Genomic DNA, 13,428 nt, shown 5'->3' with positions numbered 1-13,428 from the left:
TTCTCCTCAGGTAGTGGCCACCACGAAGATACGGCGGAACGGGAACGCCACGAGACCGTGTCGCTCCGGATAGGCCTCGGCGATCCGGGGCGCCAGCGCGGCCCGGAACGCGGCCCACCGCTCGTCGTCCAGCGCGGCGCGCACCGGCCGCAGCGCGGTCCCCTCGATCCAGCGCAGCACCGGGTGGTCCGCACCGGGATCGGCCGGCAGCAGATGCAGGTAGGTGGTCTCCCAGGCGTCCACGGTGGTGCCGGCCAGCACCTCGGCGTATCCCGCGGCGTCCAGGACCGGATCGGCGCGCAGCTCGACCGGGGACAGCTCACGGGCCGCCCGGTGCGCGGGGCTGTCGAAGTTGCCCGGCACCTGCATCGCGATCCAGGCGCCGGACGGCAGCTCGCGCGCCCAGCGGGCCAGCATCTCCGGATGGCCGGGCACCCACTGCAGGGCCGCGTTGGTGACCACCACGTCCACGTCCGGCTCCGGGTGCCAGTCGGCGATGTCACCGAGCCGGAAACCGGGGCCCGCCTTCTCGATCATCTCGGGGGACGAGTCGATGCCGGTGACCCGGGCGCCCGGCCAGCGCCCGGCCAGCGTGCGGGTCAGGTCACCGGGGCCGCAGCCGAGGTCGGTGACGGCTCGTGGGTGCTCCGCCCCGATCCGGGCGACCAGGTCGAGGAAGGGCCGTGAGCGCTCGGCTCCGAAGCGGCCGTAGACAGCGGGATCCCACATGCGTGACTCCAAACCGTACGTACGTTTTGTTTGAATCTAACATCTGAACGGTAGGGTCTCCACGTGGAGAATCGAAGCTTTCGCAAGCTGGGACGCAGTGTCGGTGTGGTCGGTCTCGGCGCCTGGCAGCTCGGCGCCGACTGGGGCGAGGTCAGTGAGGCCGACGCGCACGCCACCCTTCAGGCGGCCGTCGACGCTGGCGTCACCTTCATCGACACCGCGGATGTCTATGGGGACGGCAGGAGCGAGCAGATCATCGGCTCGTTCGTCAAGGACAAGCCGGGCCTGACCGTCTTCACCAAGATGGGCCGCCGGCTGCCGCAGGAGCACGCCAACTACAACCTGGACAACTTCCGGGCCTGGACCGACCGCTCCCGCGCCAACCTCGGCGTCGACACCCTCGAGTTGGTGCAGCTGCACTGCCCGCCCACCTCGGTCTACAGCTCGGACGAGGTCTACGACTGGCTGGACACGCTGGTCCAGGAGAAGCGGATCGCGGCGTACGGGGTGAGCGTCGAGAAGGTCGACGAGGCCCTCACCGCGATCGCCCGCCCCGGGGTGGCCAGCGTCCAGATCATCCTGAACGCGTTCCGGCACAAGCCCCTGGAGCGGGTGCTGCCGGCCGCCGCCGAGGCCGGTGTCGGCATCATCGCCCGGGTGCCGCTGGCCAGCGGGCTGCTCTCCGGGCGGTACGACACGAGCACCACGTTCGGCGCCGACGACCACCGCAACTACAACCGCCACGGCGCGGCCTTCGACGTCGGCGAGACGTTCTCCGGTGTCGACTTCGAGATCGGGCTGGAAGCGGTCCGGCGACTGTGCCCGCTGGTGCCGGAAGGCGCCACGATGGCGCAATTCGCCCTTCGCTGGATCATCGATCAGCCCGCCGTCACGGTGGTGATCCCCGGCGCCCGGAACCCGGAACAGGCACGCGCGAACGCGGCTTCCGCGGACCTTACCCCGCTCTCGCCGGAAACCGGAGAATTGATCTCCGCGGTCTACGATGAGTTGATTCGCCCGCAGGTGCACGACAAATGGTGAACAATGAAACCGAGTCGCCGCGCTTGAGAGGCTGGCTCACCATGTCTCTCGGTCTGTTCGCCCTGACGACCGGCGGGGTGTGGACGCTTCAGGGCCTCGACTATCTCGACGACGGTCTGATGAGTGGCAAGACCGTGTGGGCGGCGGTGGGGGGCGTCCTGATCATCGCCGGTTTCGCGCTCGTCGTGCTGGGGATGCGGCGGCGCTCGGCCGGCCGGCCCAGCGCGGGCTGACGCGGGCCTCCTCGACGGGGATTGACGACCCCGCCGGCCGGCACCATCGGCCGGCGGGTGACGAAAGAGGCCCCGCAACCTCGACGAGGGTGCGGGGCCACGGTCGGGCCGACCTCCGCCAGGCGGTCGGCGCCCGGTCTCACAACCGGTTACCAGGTCTCAGAGCGGGCGAACCTGCTCCGCCTGCGGGCCCTTCTGGCCCTGGGCGATCTCGAACTCCACCCGCTGGTTCTCCTCCAGAGTGCGGTAGCCGCTCGTCTGGATGGCCGAGAAGTGGACGAACACGTCAGCACCCCCGCCGTCGACGGTGATGAAGCCGAAGCCCTTGTCTGCGTTGAACCACTTCACGGTTCCTTGCGCCATGCTGAACTCTCCTTCTGAAAATGCCGGCCCGCCCAACCGCGGCAGCGCGGGGCCGATGACCGTTTTCGAGCAGCGGTGCCACGAGGCGGCCTTTCAGAGGACGTCCCATCCGCCCGGCCCTCGTGACACCTGCGCAGCCCTCTGGGAAGGGCTGGTGTCCCGTGGGTCAAGCGGAAGCAGCGAACCACGTACGCAAAAACTGGCCACACTGTACCCGAAAATCGGGCTGTAAAGCTGCCCCTCGAAGGAATCCAATAATGGGTGACCGATATGGAAAAGGTCCCCCACTTCCAGGGCGCGAAGACCCGATGGAAGCGAGGGACCGTCAAGACAGTTGTCTATACAGAAGTTGATCTAGTCAGGCCAAGTTCCGGTCAGTTTGTGAGTGGTGATCACACCCCCGCGATGGACCGCCGCCTTGACGATCGAGAAGATCGCGCCCTGGATCGCGGCGGCCACCAGGATCTCGCCCCAGCCCCGGTCCGGGTCGCCCGCGTCGGGGGCGTCGTCCTCGCCGGCGACGAACTTCCACGCCTGCTTGAAGAGGAATCCGGCGGCCGCACCGGCGGCGAACCCGGCCGCGACGTTCATCGGCTTCAGGGCCATCTTTTGAATCTTGCCGGCCATCAGCGCCTCCCTCGGATGATCAGAATGATGCCGGCGACCGCCGCGATCCCGGCGACCGCGAGCAGGGTCGGGAAGGGGTTGGCCCGCACCCGTTCGCCGGCCTGCTGGGCCAGCTCCCGCGGCGGTGTGTCACGCACCCGCTCGGTGGCGCCGGCCGCCGTCTCACGCACCCGGCCGGTCATCTCGGCGGCCCGGGTCAGCACCCGCTGCTTGGTCTCCTCGACCTGCTCCCGGGCGCGTGCCTTCACGTCCGCCCGGGCGGCCAGGGCCTGCACCGTCTCACCGAACTCGGCACGAGTCCGGTTGATCTCCTGCCGCAGCGCCACCAGGTCCGGCTTGTCCGCGGATCCGTTCTTGTCGCTCATGCCCGGCTACGCTCCTTGACCGCGTGCTTCACTTCGTCGACATCGGCCTTCACACTCGCGATCGCCGCCGACGGCTCCGGCGGAACCGCCTTGCCGACCTGCTTCTTGCCGAGCAGCGCGAGCACACCGGCGACAGCGAAGAGCACCACCGTGACGATCAGCGCGGACAGCCAGAGCGGAAGAACCAGGTCCAGGGCGATGACTCCCGTCGCGATCGCCACTCCCAGCCCGTACATCGCCAGCACCCCAGCGCCACCGAAGAGACCGGCTCCGATGCCGGCCCGCTTGCCCTTCTCCGCCAGCTCGGCCTTGGCGAGGGTGATCTCGTCCCGCACCAGGGTGCTCAGCTGCTCACTGGCTCGCTGGACGAGCTCGGCCGTGGACTGCTCGGTGACAGGCCGGGCGGGAACGCCGTTCAAGACATCGGCCATCGTTCAACCCCTTTCCGTGTGACCGGGGTATGCCCTGATCAGAGGTCACTCAATCCTTACTGTCGGACGCAACCGGGACAGGACCGCCGAAGACCACTCCACGGGCGTCGCCGTCCACGCCACCGCTGAAGACCCGGGCGGCGTCGGACTCCGGGCCGGGACCGTGATGGCCGTCCATCTGCGGCCGGATCCGGGCGGCCTGCTCCACCTCGGCGCGCACCCGCGGCGCCGAACCGCGCTGGTGCTCCCAGATCCAGCCGACCAGGCGCTCACGCACCAGGCAGCGCAGATCCCACAGGGCGGCCGCGTCGTCCGCGCTGACCAGGGCCCGCAGCCGGATCCGGGCGTCGATCGCACCGGTCACCTGGAGCACACAGACCTTGCCGTTCCACAGCTCGGAACTCTCACAGACCCGCTGCAACTCGGCCCGCAGCGGCTCGATCGGGGTGGACCAGTCGACGTCCACCTCGGCCGTGCCGAGCACCGCCGACGACGAGCGCGTCCAGTTCTGGAACGGTTTGGTGGTGAAGTACGAGGTCGGCAGGATCAGCCGCCGGTCGTCCCAGATCTGGACCACCACGTACGTCAGGGTGATCTCCTCGATCCGGCCCCACTCCTGCTCGACCACGACCACGTCGTCGACCCGGATGGCGTCGCTGAAGGCCAGCTGGAGCCCGGCGAAGACGTTGCCGAGGGTGCTCTGCGCGGCCAGCGCGGCCACCACGGAGATCACACCGGCCGAGGCGAGCACGCTGGCCCCGAGCGCCCGGATGTCCGGGAAGGTCATCAGCATGACGCCACCGGCCAGGATCACGATGATCGCCACGGTGACCCGGCGCAGCATCACCACCTGGGTCTTGATCCGGCGGCGGCGCAGGTTGTCCGGCACGTCGGTGCGCCACTTGGCGAGCGCCATGTCCTCCAGGACCAGCAGCGTCGCGCCGACCAGCCAGGCGAAGGCGGCGATCACCAGGAGCACGAGCGTGTGCACCAGTCCGGATCGGCCGGGGAAGTCACCGGCCCAGACCCGGATCGCCTGCTGCACCGCGACCAGGGTGACGGCGGCCAGGAACGGCCGGTGGATCTTGCGGGCCATGTCGGCGGCGAGCACGGACCGGCGGCCGATCCGTTTCATGATCCGATGCACGATCTCGACGAACACGATCGCCACGGCCGCCGCACCGGCGACGGCGATCAGGGCGGTCAATACGCTGGGCACTTGCCTTACCTCCCACGAGCGGATTCACACCAGCGTCCAGCTTTGCCCGCTCGGGAGGGTGGAAACACGGCTGCGGCGGATGTCAGACATTGCTCACATCCGCCGCGGGTGATGCCGTGGTGCGGGGAGAGGTCAGATCTTGCGGTACTTCGACTGGGCCAGGCAGTAGACACCGAAGGCGGCGATCCCGGCCGCGATCAGCACCAGCAGCCACACGCCCCACGAGTAGCCGGCCAGCGTCTTCAGCGCGGCGTCCAGGCCACGGGCCTTCTCCGGGTCGTAGTTCAGCGCGGCGGACATCACCAGCAGACCGGCGATGGCGTACGCGGTGCCCTTGGCCATGTAACCGGCCATGCCCAGCCGGATGATCGGCTTGCGGGTGCCGGCCGGCATCTCCTGGGTCTTCAGGTGCCGCTTGAACTTCTTCTTGTAGCCGTAGATCGCCATCCCGACGCCGACGCCCAGCACCACCAGGCCGACCAGTCCGACCAGGATCCGGCCGCCGTCCGAGTCCATCAGGCTCGCGGTCATGCCGGCGTTGCTGTCGCCCATCGACGAGTCGGCGCCCTGGACCACCTTGACCGCGGTCCACGCCAGGTAGGAGTAGAGGATGGCGCGCGCGCCGTTGAGGACCCGCTCGGCCTTGGCCCGGGTGTCCTGCGGGCCGCTCTCGCCGATCGCGGCCTCGAAGGCCTGCCAGATCGCCATGGCGCCGAGGCCGACCGCGATGACGATCAGCAGCGTCTTGCCGAACGGCTGCTTGGCTATCTCCTGGAGGGCTCCGGACTGGTCACTGTCCTGCCCGGAGCCACCCATGGCCACCTGGAGGGCGATCCAGGCGAAGAGCAGGTGGATGATGCCGTATCCGATGAAGCCGCCCCGGGCCAGATACTCCAGGGGCTTACTCTCGGCGGCCCGTGATGCTTGGTGCTTGACGTTCGAGGCAGCTGTGGACATGGCCCCTATGTGACCTGGAGCGACGATCGTCAAACACGGTGTTCTAGCGGGACACTTCCAGCTGGATCGCGTCGGCCGTCACGCTCGCCAGGGTGACCTGGAGCCCACCCACGTCGGCGGCCTGCTGGCCCTTGGTGAGCTGGATCTGCTCACCGGCGATGTCCAGGGTCACGGTGTTCTCGTCGGCGGAGACGAACTTCGCCTCCACCCCGAGCACCTCGACGCTGGCGTTCGTTTCCCGCTGGATGGTGACGGTGCACTGGTCGAGGCCACAGCTCACGTCGTCACCGCAACCGGTGAGCAGGGTGAGACCTAGAGCGGCCGAGGCGAGGGCGGAAGCGATGCGGCGGCGCGGCATGGAGATCAACACCCTTCCCACGGTACGGGGTGAAGCTAAACATAAGCTGTGAGAGGTGAGTGACCTTGAGGTACGGGACAACAGCGCGGAGCACCGTTTCGAGCTCGTGGTCGACGGCGACGTCGGCGCTCTGGCCACCTATCGCGTCCGCGACGGCGTGGTGACCATCCTGCACACCGAGACCCATCCGTCGATGCGGGGCCGGGGCCTGGCCGGAGAGCTGGCCCGGCAGACCCTCGACCAGATCCGCGCCCGTGGCGAACGGGTGGTGCCGGCCTGCCCGTTCTTCCGCGAGTTCATCGGCGAGCACCCCGAATACCAGGACCTGGTCTAGAGACGTGNCACGACGGTCAGGCGGTGACGGTCAGGCGGCGACCGGCTGCGGGGCCGGCTCCGGGACGGTGGCGCCGGCGATCAGCTCGGCGGCGGCCCGGCCCAGCGCGCGGGTGGCGCCGTGGGTGGCGATGTGCACCCCACCGGCCACCGTGACCGGGATGCCCATCTCGACCACGATCACGTCCGGCCGGACGTTCAGCACCGCGCGCAGCGCCCGCTCGATCCACGGGTGCCGGTGCACGTCCCGGACCACCAGGACCAGCGGCCGGTCCCCCGCGCCGGCCAGCACCGCGGCGGCCGGGTCGGCGAGCGGCTCCAGGTCGCCGGCGGAGAACCGGACCGCTGTGGTGCCGGGCAGCAGCTCGGCGAGCGGGCCGCCGACACCCCACGGCGTCTCGCTGCCGATCGCGATGTTGCGCGGCGGCGCGAACTCGACCACGTGCGGCACTCCGCGGACCGGCAGGGCCGGCCCGTCCGCCGCGGTGGTCACCTTGACCGCGCGGCGGGCCGCCTCGAAGCCGATCGCCGAGCCGAGGACCGCGACGCCGTCACCGGCCGCGGCGTCCGCGACGGCGCGGGCACCGGTGGCGGTCTGCCGTTCGGTGGTCCAGGCGGCCAGCCGGCGCACCCGGTCCACCGCGTCCCGCAGCCGCTCCTCGGGCAGTTCGCCGGAGCGCACCGCGGCCACGATGGCGTCCCGCAGGAGGACGGCGGTCTGCTCGTCGGCGTGGTCGCCGCCCACGCAGATCGCGTCGACGCCGGCGGCCAGCGCCCGGACGGTGGCGCCCGCCAGCCCGTAACGGCGGCGCACTCCCTGCATCTCGATGCCGTCGGTGACGATCATGCCGTCGAAGCCGAGCTCCTCGCGGAGCAGGCCGGTCAGGATGCGCGGGCTCAGCGTGGCCGGCAGATCCGGGTCGTACGCCGGGACGAGCAGATGCCCGGTCATCACCGACCGGGCGCCGGCCGCGATCGCCGCCCGGAACGGGACCAGCTCGCACTCGATCAGCTCGTCCACGGTCCGGGCGATCACCGGCACGTCGTGGTGCGAGTCGACGGCCGTGTCGCCGTGCCCCGGGAAGTGCTTGGCACAGCCGGCCACCCCGGCGTCCTGAAGACCGCGGATGAAGGCCGAGGTGTGCCGGGCGACCAGACGAGGCTCGGCCCCGAAGGCCCGTACGCCGATCACGGGGTTGTCGGGGTTGTTGTTGACGTCGGCGTCCGGGGCGTAGTCCAGGGTGATGCCGGCGACCGCCAGCTCACGGCCCAGATCACGGGCCACCGCCTCGGTCAGGGCCGGATCGTCGATGGTGCCCAGCGCCAGGTTGCCGGGACGGGAGCTGCCGAGCCGCGACTCGAACCGGGTGACGTCACCGGCCTCCTCGTCGATGGCAACGATCACATCCGGGTTCTCCGAACGCAGCCGCGCGGTGAGTGCCGCCACCTGGGCGGGCGACTCCACGTTGCGGGCGAACAGGGCGACCCCGCCGAGCCCGGCACCGAGCCACCGGCGGACCCAGTCCGGGGCGGTGGTGCCGACGAAACCCGGTTGGAGCACCGCAGCCGCCAGTTCCGGCAATTCGCCGTGAATGGACATGAGCCCCCGTACCTCCGATGCGTTCGTCCCACACGTCTCCTGCGGGGGTCAAGTTCACACCAGGCACCCAGATTAGTCAACAAACCTTTCTATTAGCTGTGACACCGGGGTCACTAAGATGTGCACGTGCTCACTCCCCTCGCCGCGACCGGCGTCGATTGGTCCGAGGTGCATGCCGTCCGCCTGCTCGGCGTGGCATTGGCCGTCCTCTTCCTGATCTGGGCGATCCGTCGCATGTTCGGAGGCAAATAGGGGTACAAGCTCCGCTCGATGAAACTCCCCATCTACGGCCCCCGCCTGCGCCGGGTCGCCCGCAACCAGTTCGGCTGGCGCAAACTGCGCCCCGGCCAGTTCAAGCCGATGCGTGCCGTGCTGCGCCGCAAGGACGCCCTCGTCGTGCTGCCCACCGGCGCCGGCAAATCGGCCATCTACCAGATCCCGGCGGTGCTGCTCCCCGGCCCCACCGTGGTGATCTCCCCACTGCTGGCCCTGCAACAGGACCAGATCGCCGCCCTCAACGACCGCGGCGACGCCAAGATCCGCGCGGTCCGGGTCAGCTCCCAGGAGACGGCGAACCAGAAGCGGGAGGCATTCGAGGCGCTCCAGCGGGGCGAGGCCGAATTCCTGTTCATCACCCCCGAACAACTCACCGACCCGGACCGTCTGGCCGAAGTGCGAGCCCTCAAACCCGGGCTGGTCGCGGTCGACGAGGCACACTGCATCTCCGCCTGGGGACACGACTTCCGGCCCGACTACCTGGCCCTCGGCGACATGATCAAACAGATCGGCCGGCCGCCGATCCTCGCCCTCACCGCCACCGCGTCACCGCCGGTCCGCGAGGACATCATCGCCCGGCTGCGCCTGCACAAACCCGAGATCCACGTGTCCGGGCTGGACCGGCGCAACCTCTTCCTCGAGGTCGCGTACTGCCCCGACGACAACTACCGGTGGCGCAAACTGACCGGGATGCTCGACGAGGAACAACGGCCCGGCATCATCTACGTCGCCACCCGCCGCGCCGCCGAAGAACTGGCCGAACGGCTCACCACCGCCGGCTACCCGGCCGAGTACTACCACGGCGGAATGGCCGCCGGCCTACGCGAACAACGACACTCCGCCTTCAGTGACGACAAAGTCGACATCATGGTGGCGACCTCGGCGTTCGGCATGGGCATCGACAAACCCAACATCCGCTGGGTGGCGCACGTCGCCCTGCCCGACTCCCCGGACAGCTACTTCCAGGAGATCGGCCGGGCCGGCCGCGACGGCGAACCCGCCCGCGCCCTGCTGCTGTGGCGCTCCGAGGACGAGGCCATCCAGCGCTTCTTCCAGGGCGGCTCCCCCGCCGAGGACGAACTCCGCGAACTGGCCGGTGAACTGCACAAAGGCCCGGCCACCAAGACCGCGCTGCAGAAGGCCACCGGGCTCGGCCCGCGCAAACTCGGGCAGTACCTGAACCTGCTGGAACAGGTCGGCGCGGTCACCGCCGGCACCGGCCACAAACTGACCGTCCCGGCCCGCGCGCCGCTGCCCACCGAGGCCGCCACCATGGCCATCGAGGAATACGAGCGCCAGCAGACCGTGGTCCGCTCCCGAACCGACATGATGCGCGGGTTCGCCCAGTCCCGGCAGTGCCGCACCGAGACGCTGCTGGCGTACTTCGGCGAGGACCTGAAGAAGCCGTGCGGCCACTGCGACAACTGCGCCGACGGCACCGCACACGAGATCGCCGCCGCCGAGCCGGAGGGCCCGTTCCCGGTGCACAGCCAGGTCCGGCACGGCGAATGGGGCACCGGCATGGTGATGAACTACGAGGAGGACCGGATGACGGTCCTCTTCGACAGCGTCGGCTACAAGACCCTGTCGGTCCCGGTCGTCGTCAAACAGAAGCTCCTCGAACCGGCGTAGCGAACCGAAACACCGATGCCGGTGTACGTACCGGGTGAAGGCACGAATCGTGCGCACATCGGGGAGGGCATCGATGCGATCGGGGCAACGGGGAGCCGGCGTGGTGGCCCCGCGGGTGGCGGGCTCGGATGCCACCCGCGCCCACGAGGCGCGGCGCGGCGGATCGCCGGCGATCCGATGAGTGAGCTGACACTGCGACTCCTGCTGTCGTTCGACGCCGCGCCGTGGCACGCGGCCGCGGACCGGTGGCGGCAACTCGAACAGGGCCTCGACGCCGCCTCCGACCGGATGATCGCGGGCACCCGCGACTTCTCCTTCGCCTGGCCCAGCGGAACCGGTTCGGCCGCCGCGTTCCAGGAGACCACCTCCGTGACCACCGAGGTGGGCAACTCCTACGGGCCGGCCCGGCGGATCCGGGAGGCGATGGAACAGCACGCGTATGCGATGGGCTCGCTGCGGCAACAGGCCGAGAGCATCGTCGTGGCCGCTCAGCAGGCCGGCTACCAGGTGGACACGGCGGCCGTCGCCGTCACCGCGCCAGCCTCGGCGTACCAGGGCGGGAATCTGGACCGGACCGGCCGGGAGACCGGAATGCTGCTCAACGATCTGCGGTCGGTCGTGGAGTACGCGCGGGCACAGGACGACACGACGGCCGGGATCCTCAACGACAACACACCGGCGGGGCCGGCCGGGTTCGGGACGAGTCCGCCCGGTGCGATCGCCCGAGCCACCGAACTGGCCCGCAAGATCATGGATCCGGCATACCAGCCGACCCCGGCCGAGCTCGGCGAGCTGCGGGACCTGATCCGTGCGTACGGCCGGGATCAGGCTTTCGCCTTCGGCATCCTCACCGCGCTCGGGCCGAAGGGTCTACTGGAACTCAGCGGCACACTGGCCACCTACCAGATCGACCAGCCCGGCGAGGACACCGACCGCGCCACCGCGGGCCTGGTGCGGGATCTCCAGAACGGGCTCGGGTCGATGCTGGGCACGGCGACCACGGCGAGCGGCACCACGACCGGGCTGCGCGGTGAGACCTACCTGCCGGGCCGGTACGAGCTGCCCGGTCAGTGGGTCGCCGACCTGATGGCGGCCGGGCGCAGCCGGATGGACATCGGCGACCCCACCAGCCCGATGCGCTACGTCGAGGGCGTCTACGGCTACCAGTTACTCAGCCCGCTGCTGCACAACGGCGGCCTGGACCCCGGCTTCGTGGCCACCGTCGGCGGGGACATCATCGACTTCGAGATGTCACAGGGCCAGGGCAGTGCGCTGTGGAACGAGGGGCGTGGCGAGAACATCCGGCTGGACTGGACCTCCCCGGCCGCGGGCTACGACCCGGTGAGCGCCCTGATGGACGGGCTGTCACGCAACGGCGAAGGCGCCCGCGACCTGTTCACCGGCGTCAGCGAATCCTCCACCGACCCACGGGCGCCGGACGGCGGCCGGCTGCCCCGGCTCGACTACCTGCTCACCGACCGGGACTGGCCGGCCGACCTCCCCGGCGGGCCCGGCTGGGCCGCCGAGGAGATGCGCAACGGCGACGAGTACCGCAAGAGCGGCATCGACGACTTCGGCACCGCTCTGGAACGCGCCACCGTCGACCATCCCGGCCCGGCCGCACGGCACCTGGTCGAGGCGATCGTCTACGAGAGCTCCGTCGACGAGAAGGTCACGGCCGCACAGCAGCAGGAGTCCAACGAGTTCATCAAGACCGATGTGATCAGGCCGGAGACGCGCGACTCGATGGCCCGGATCATGTCGGCCTATATCGCCGACGTGAACGGCAACATCGCCGACGCCGACTACGGCACGCCGGAGTCCATCGACGTCGACCGCCAGCAGCTGGTGCGGTTCCTGGCCGACCTCGGCAAGGACGAGACCTCGCACGGCATCGTCGCCCGGGCCGAGGCCGGGTACGGCGCCGCCGCCTACGACTACGTCCTGTCCGGACGGCAGAACCCGGACGCCGACCTCGATGCCAACCTGAACGCGCTGGCGGTCGTCTCGCAGAACTACGGCAGTGTGATGGGCGCGCTCGACGTGGGCGCCGTAGAGGCGGACATCGACACCAGCGCGCAGCAGGACGAGAAGACCAACACCGGCATCGAGACCCGGTACAAGGTGATCAGCCCGCTGATCGAGGGGGCGGTGGGCGCGGCGACCGCCCGGGTTCCCGGCGCCAGTGACGTGATCAACGGATATGTCGGTCATGCTCTGGAAGGCCTGGAGGAGTGGGAGAAGGCGGACAGCAGCGGCCCGGCCCGTTACCAGGTCGGCGAGGTGCTCGGCGCCGGCCGTACCACCGCGGTCCTCCTCGCCGAGGCCGCCCTCTACGAGAGCGGCGGACTCGAACGGCTGCCGTCCATCCTGCTGGACCAGAACGGCGAGCTGAAGCCGATGGAGACCTGGACCGGCGACGAGGACCAGGAGTGGCAGGTTTACAAAGGCACGATTGGCTTGGGCACGGTGGGGGCCGCGGCCACCGTGGCGGGCAACGGTTATCACCTCGGCTACGAGTGGGCACGCTCCACCCTGACCCCGGACGTGCCGAAGGGCGGCGGATCTTGATGAGACTGCGTATCGCGGCGATCGTCGCCGTCCTGACCGGCTTGGTGGTGGCCGGATGCACCGATGACGGCGGAGATCCGCCGGGCTCTGCCTCGCCCGGCCTCAGCGCGCCGCCGTCGATGACCTTCGAGGAGGCCTACCAGCGGGTGCCGCTGGACGGCACGAGCGGGTTGAAGATCTTCTGGGAGTTGCCGGAAGGGGCGGACACCGATGAGGTGCTCGGTGCCCGGCGGGCTCTCGCCCACGTGTACTGGGGGTCGAACGCCGTCGACTGGACTCCGGTGATGGCGACGTCGCGGTTCCTGTTCACCGAGCGGTACTACCAGCAGGTTCTGGCCGGGTTGGGCGGTTCGGGAGCCGGGGACCCGTACATCGGCCCGATCTGGGTCAGGTTCATGGGTGTCGAGAAGCTCGGCCCGGATCAGGCGAGAGTGACGTTCTGCACCGACATCGGCTGGTGGTTCCAGAGCAGCTGGGACAAGACGGATCCTCGAAAGGACCGGGCGAACCTGGAGTCGGTCGTCATGGAGAACGTCACGACCGGCGATGGTGAGCGCCGCTGGCTCGCCGATCAGCGCTGGAATCCCGACGCCGACCGGGCCCCCGAGTATGGAGCGCAGTGCAGCGACTGGGCCCGGCACACGCCCTGACCCTCAGGGGACGATGACCTACCAGGCGCGGGCGTGCTCTGTC

Annotated in this window: 16 protein-coding genes; 7 read left to right on the top strand and 9 right to left on the bottom strand. The window is 69.8% G+C overall.

All coding sequences use genetic code 11. The features are described from left to right. Positions 1–6: 6 nt before the first annotated feature. Positions 7–729 carry a methyltransferase domain-containing protein gene (locus ACQ0O7_RS02830; protein ID WP_430780142.1) on the bottom strand — a complete coding sequence of 241 codons (723 nt, stop codon included), beginning with the start codon at positions 727–729 and terminating at the stop codon, positions 7–9. 63 nt (positions 730–792) lie between these two features. Here ACQ0O7_RS02830 and ACQ0O7_RS02825 point away from each other — a divergent pair, with 63 nt between their 5' ends. Together ACQ0O7_RS02825 and ACQ0O7_RS02820 are read left to right on the top strand one after the other, a co-directional pair. Then, on the top strand, positions 793–1,770 hold the full coding sequence (locus tag ACQ0O7_RS02825) for an aldo/keto reductase (RefSeq protein WP_430780141.1): 978 nt from the start codon (positions 793–795) through the stop codon (positions 1,768–1,770). Positions 1,771–1,811: 41 nt separating this feature from the next. Next, a complete protein-coding gene (locus ACQ0O7_RS02820; RefSeq protein ID WP_430780140.1) occupies positions 1,812–2,003 on the top strand; it encodes a hypothetical protein in 192 nt (63 codons plus the stop codon). A 159-nt stretch (positions 2,004–2,162) separates the two neighbouring features. Here ACQ0O7_RS02820 and ACQ0O7_RS02815 read toward each other — a convergent pair whose 3' ends face one another. The 7 genes from ACQ0O7_RS02815 to ACQ0O7_RS02785 form a co-directional block, all read right to left on the bottom strand. Next, positions 2,163–2,366, bottom strand: coding sequence for a cold-shock protein (locus ACQ0O7_RS02815; RefSeq protein WP_011905669.1), 204 nt, complete (start codon positions 2,364–2,366; stop codon positions 2,163–2,165). A gap of 354 nt (positions 2,367–2,720) precedes the next feature. Beyond that, positions 2,721–2,993, bottom strand: coding sequence for a DUF4235 domain-containing protein (locus ACQ0O7_RS02810; RefSeq protein ID WP_430780139.1), 273 nt, complete (start codon positions 2,991–2,993; stop codon positions 2,721–2,723). Beyond that, complete coding sequence (locus ACQ0O7_RS02805) at positions 2,993–3,358, bottom strand: DUF3618 domain-containing protein (RefSeq protein WP_430780138.1); 366 nt, start codon at positions 3,356–3,358, stop codon at positions 2,993–2,995. Before ACQ0O7_RS02805 ends, ACQ0O7_RS02810 begins: the two co-directional genes overlap by 1 nt. Further along, a complete protein-coding gene (locus ACQ0O7_RS02800; protein ID WP_430780137.1) occupies positions 3,355–3,789 on the bottom strand; it encodes a phage holin family protein in 435 nt (144 codons plus the stop codon). Before ACQ0O7_RS02800 ends, ACQ0O7_RS02805 begins: the two co-directional genes overlap by 4 nt. A 49-nt stretch (positions 3,790–3,838) precedes the next feature. Next, a complete protein-coding gene (locus ACQ0O7_RS02795) occupies positions 3,839–5,008 on the bottom strand; it encodes a mechanosensitive ion channel family protein (RefSeq protein WP_430780136.1) in 1,170 nt (389 codons plus the stop codon). 132 nt (positions 5,009–5,140) lie between these two features. Beyond that, the gene (locus ACQ0O7_RS02790; RefSeq protein WP_430780135.1) at positions 5,141–5,965 is read right to left on the bottom strand and encodes a DUF1206 domain-containing protein; all 825 of its coding nucleotides are present in this window, start codon (positions 5,963–5,965) and stop codon (positions 5,141–5,143) included. 43 nt (positions 5,966–6,008) lie between these two features. Continuing rightward, on the bottom strand, positions 6,009–6,323 hold the full coding sequence (locus ACQ0O7_RS02785; protein WP_430780330.1) for a hypothetical protein: 315 nt from the start codon (positions 6,321–6,323) through the stop codon (positions 6,009–6,011). A 55-nt stretch (positions 6,324–6,378) separates the two neighbouring features. Here ACQ0O7_RS02785 and ACQ0O7_RS02780 point away from each other — a divergent pair, with 55 nt between their 5' ends. Continuing rightward, the gene (locus ACQ0O7_RS02780; protein WP_430780134.1) at positions 6,379–6,657 is read left to right on the top strand and encodes a GNAT family N-acetyltransferase; all 279 of its coding nucleotides are present in this window, start codon (positions 6,379–6,381) and stop codon (positions 6,655–6,657) included. 30 nt (positions 6,658–6,687) lie between these two features. On the opposite strand, the gene ACQ0O7_RS02775 is transcribed toward ACQ0O7_RS02780, so the two are convergent. Further along, positions 6,688–8,256 carry a glycoside hydrolase family 3 protein gene (locus ACQ0O7_RS02775; protein ID WP_430780133.1) on the bottom strand — a complete coding sequence of 523 codons (1,569 nt, stop codon included), beginning with the start codon at positions 8,254–8,256 and terminating at the stop codon, positions 6,688–6,690. 126 nt (positions 8,257–8,382) lie between these two features. Between ACQ0O7_RS02775 and ACQ0O7_RS02770 the strand changes: the two genes are divergently transcribed. From ACQ0O7_RS02770 to ACQ0O7_RS02755, 4 genes are all read left to right on the top strand, one after another. Continuing rightward, positions 8,383–8,508, top strand: coding sequence for a hypothetical protein (locus ACQ0O7_RS02770; RefSeq protein ID WP_430780132.1), 126 nt, complete (start codon positions 8,383–8,385; stop codon positions 8,506–8,508). An 18-nt stretch (positions 8,509–8,526) separates the two neighbouring features. Then, positions 8,527–10,164 (top strand): RecQ family ATP-dependent DNA helicase, encoded by a 1,638-nt coding sequence (locus ACQ0O7_RS02765; protein ID WP_430780131.1) that lies wholly within the window; start codon positions 8,527–8,529, stop codon positions 10,162–10,164. Between the two features lie 177 nt (positions 10,165–10,341). After that, positions 10,342–12,735 (top strand): hypothetical protein, encoded by a 2,394-nt coding sequence (locus tag ACQ0O7_RS02760; RefSeq protein ID WP_430780130.1) that lies wholly within the window; start codon positions 10,342–10,344, stop codon positions 12,733–12,735. Further along, positions 12,735–13,385: a hypothetical protein gene (locus ACQ0O7_RS02755; protein ID WP_430780129.1), complete on the top strand. Its 651-nt coding sequence runs from the start codon at positions 12,735–12,737 to the stop codon at positions 13,383–13,385. The genes ACQ0O7_RS02760 and ACQ0O7_RS02755 overlap by 1 nt, the downstream gene beginning before the upstream one ends. Positions 13,386–13,428 lie beyond the last annotated feature (43 nt).

Source organism: Actinoplanes sp. G11-F43, assembly GCF_050589265.1.
Lineage (GTDB): Bacteria > Actinomycetota > Actinomycetes > Mycobacteriales > Micromonosporaceae > Actinoplanes.
The sequence above is the reverse complement of the archived record's forward strand: the minus strand, read 5'-3'. Positions and strand labels throughout refer to the sequence as shown.

Excerpts from the sequence above, each read along its gene's own strand:
- ACQ0O7_RS02830 (WP_430780142.1), bottom strand. The coding sequence starts at position 729 with ATGTGGGATCCCGCTGTCTACGGCCGCTTCGGAGCCGAGCGCTCACGG.
- ACQ0O7_RS02820 (WP_430780140.1), top strand. The coding sequence starts at position 1,812 with ATGTCTCTCGGTCTGTTCGCCCTGACGACCGGCGGGGTGTGGACGCTT.
- ACQ0O7_RS02815 (WP_011905669.1), bottom strand. The coding sequence starts at position 2,366 with ATGGCGCAAGGAACCGTGAAGTGGTTCAACGCAGACAAGGGCTTCGGC.
- ACQ0O7_RS02810 (WP_430780139.1), bottom strand. The coding sequence starts at position 2,993 with ATGGCCGGCAAGATTCAAAAGATGGCCCTGAAGCCGATGAACGTCGCG.
- ACQ0O7_RS02805 (WP_430780138.1), bottom strand. The coding sequence starts at position 3,358 with ATGAGCGACAAGAACGGATCCGCGGACAAGCCGGACCTGGTGGCGCTG.
- ACQ0O7_RS02800 (WP_430780137.1), bottom strand. The coding sequence starts at position 3,789 with ATGGCCGATGTCTTGAACGGCGTTCCCGCCCGGCCTGTCACCGAGCAG.
- ACQ0O7_RS02790 (WP_430780135.1), bottom strand. The coding sequence starts at position 5,965 with ATGTCCACAGCTGCCTCGAACGTCAAGCACCAAGCATCACGGGCCGCC.
- ACQ0O7_RS02785 (WP_430780330.1), bottom strand. The coding sequence starts at position 6,323 with ATGCCGCGCCGCCGCATCGCTTCCGCCCTCGCCTCGGCCGCTCTAGGT.
- ACQ0O7_RS02775 (WP_430780133.1), bottom strand. The coding sequence starts at position 8,256 with ATGTCCATTCACGGCGAATTGCCGGAACTGGCGGCTGCGGTGCTCCAA.
- ACQ0O7_RS02765 (WP_430780131.1), top strand. The coding sequence starts at position 8,527 with ATGAAACTCCCCATCTACGGCCCCCGCCTGCGCCGGGTCGCCCGCAAC.
- ACQ0O7_RS02760 (WP_430780130.1), top strand. The coding sequence starts at position 10,342 with ATGAGTGAGCTGACACTGCGACTCCTGCTGTCGTTCGACGCCGCGCCG.
- ACQ0O7_RS02755 (WP_430780129.1), top strand. The coding sequence starts at position 12,735 with ATGAGACTGCGTATCGCGGCGATCGTCGCCGTCCTGACCGGCTTGGTG.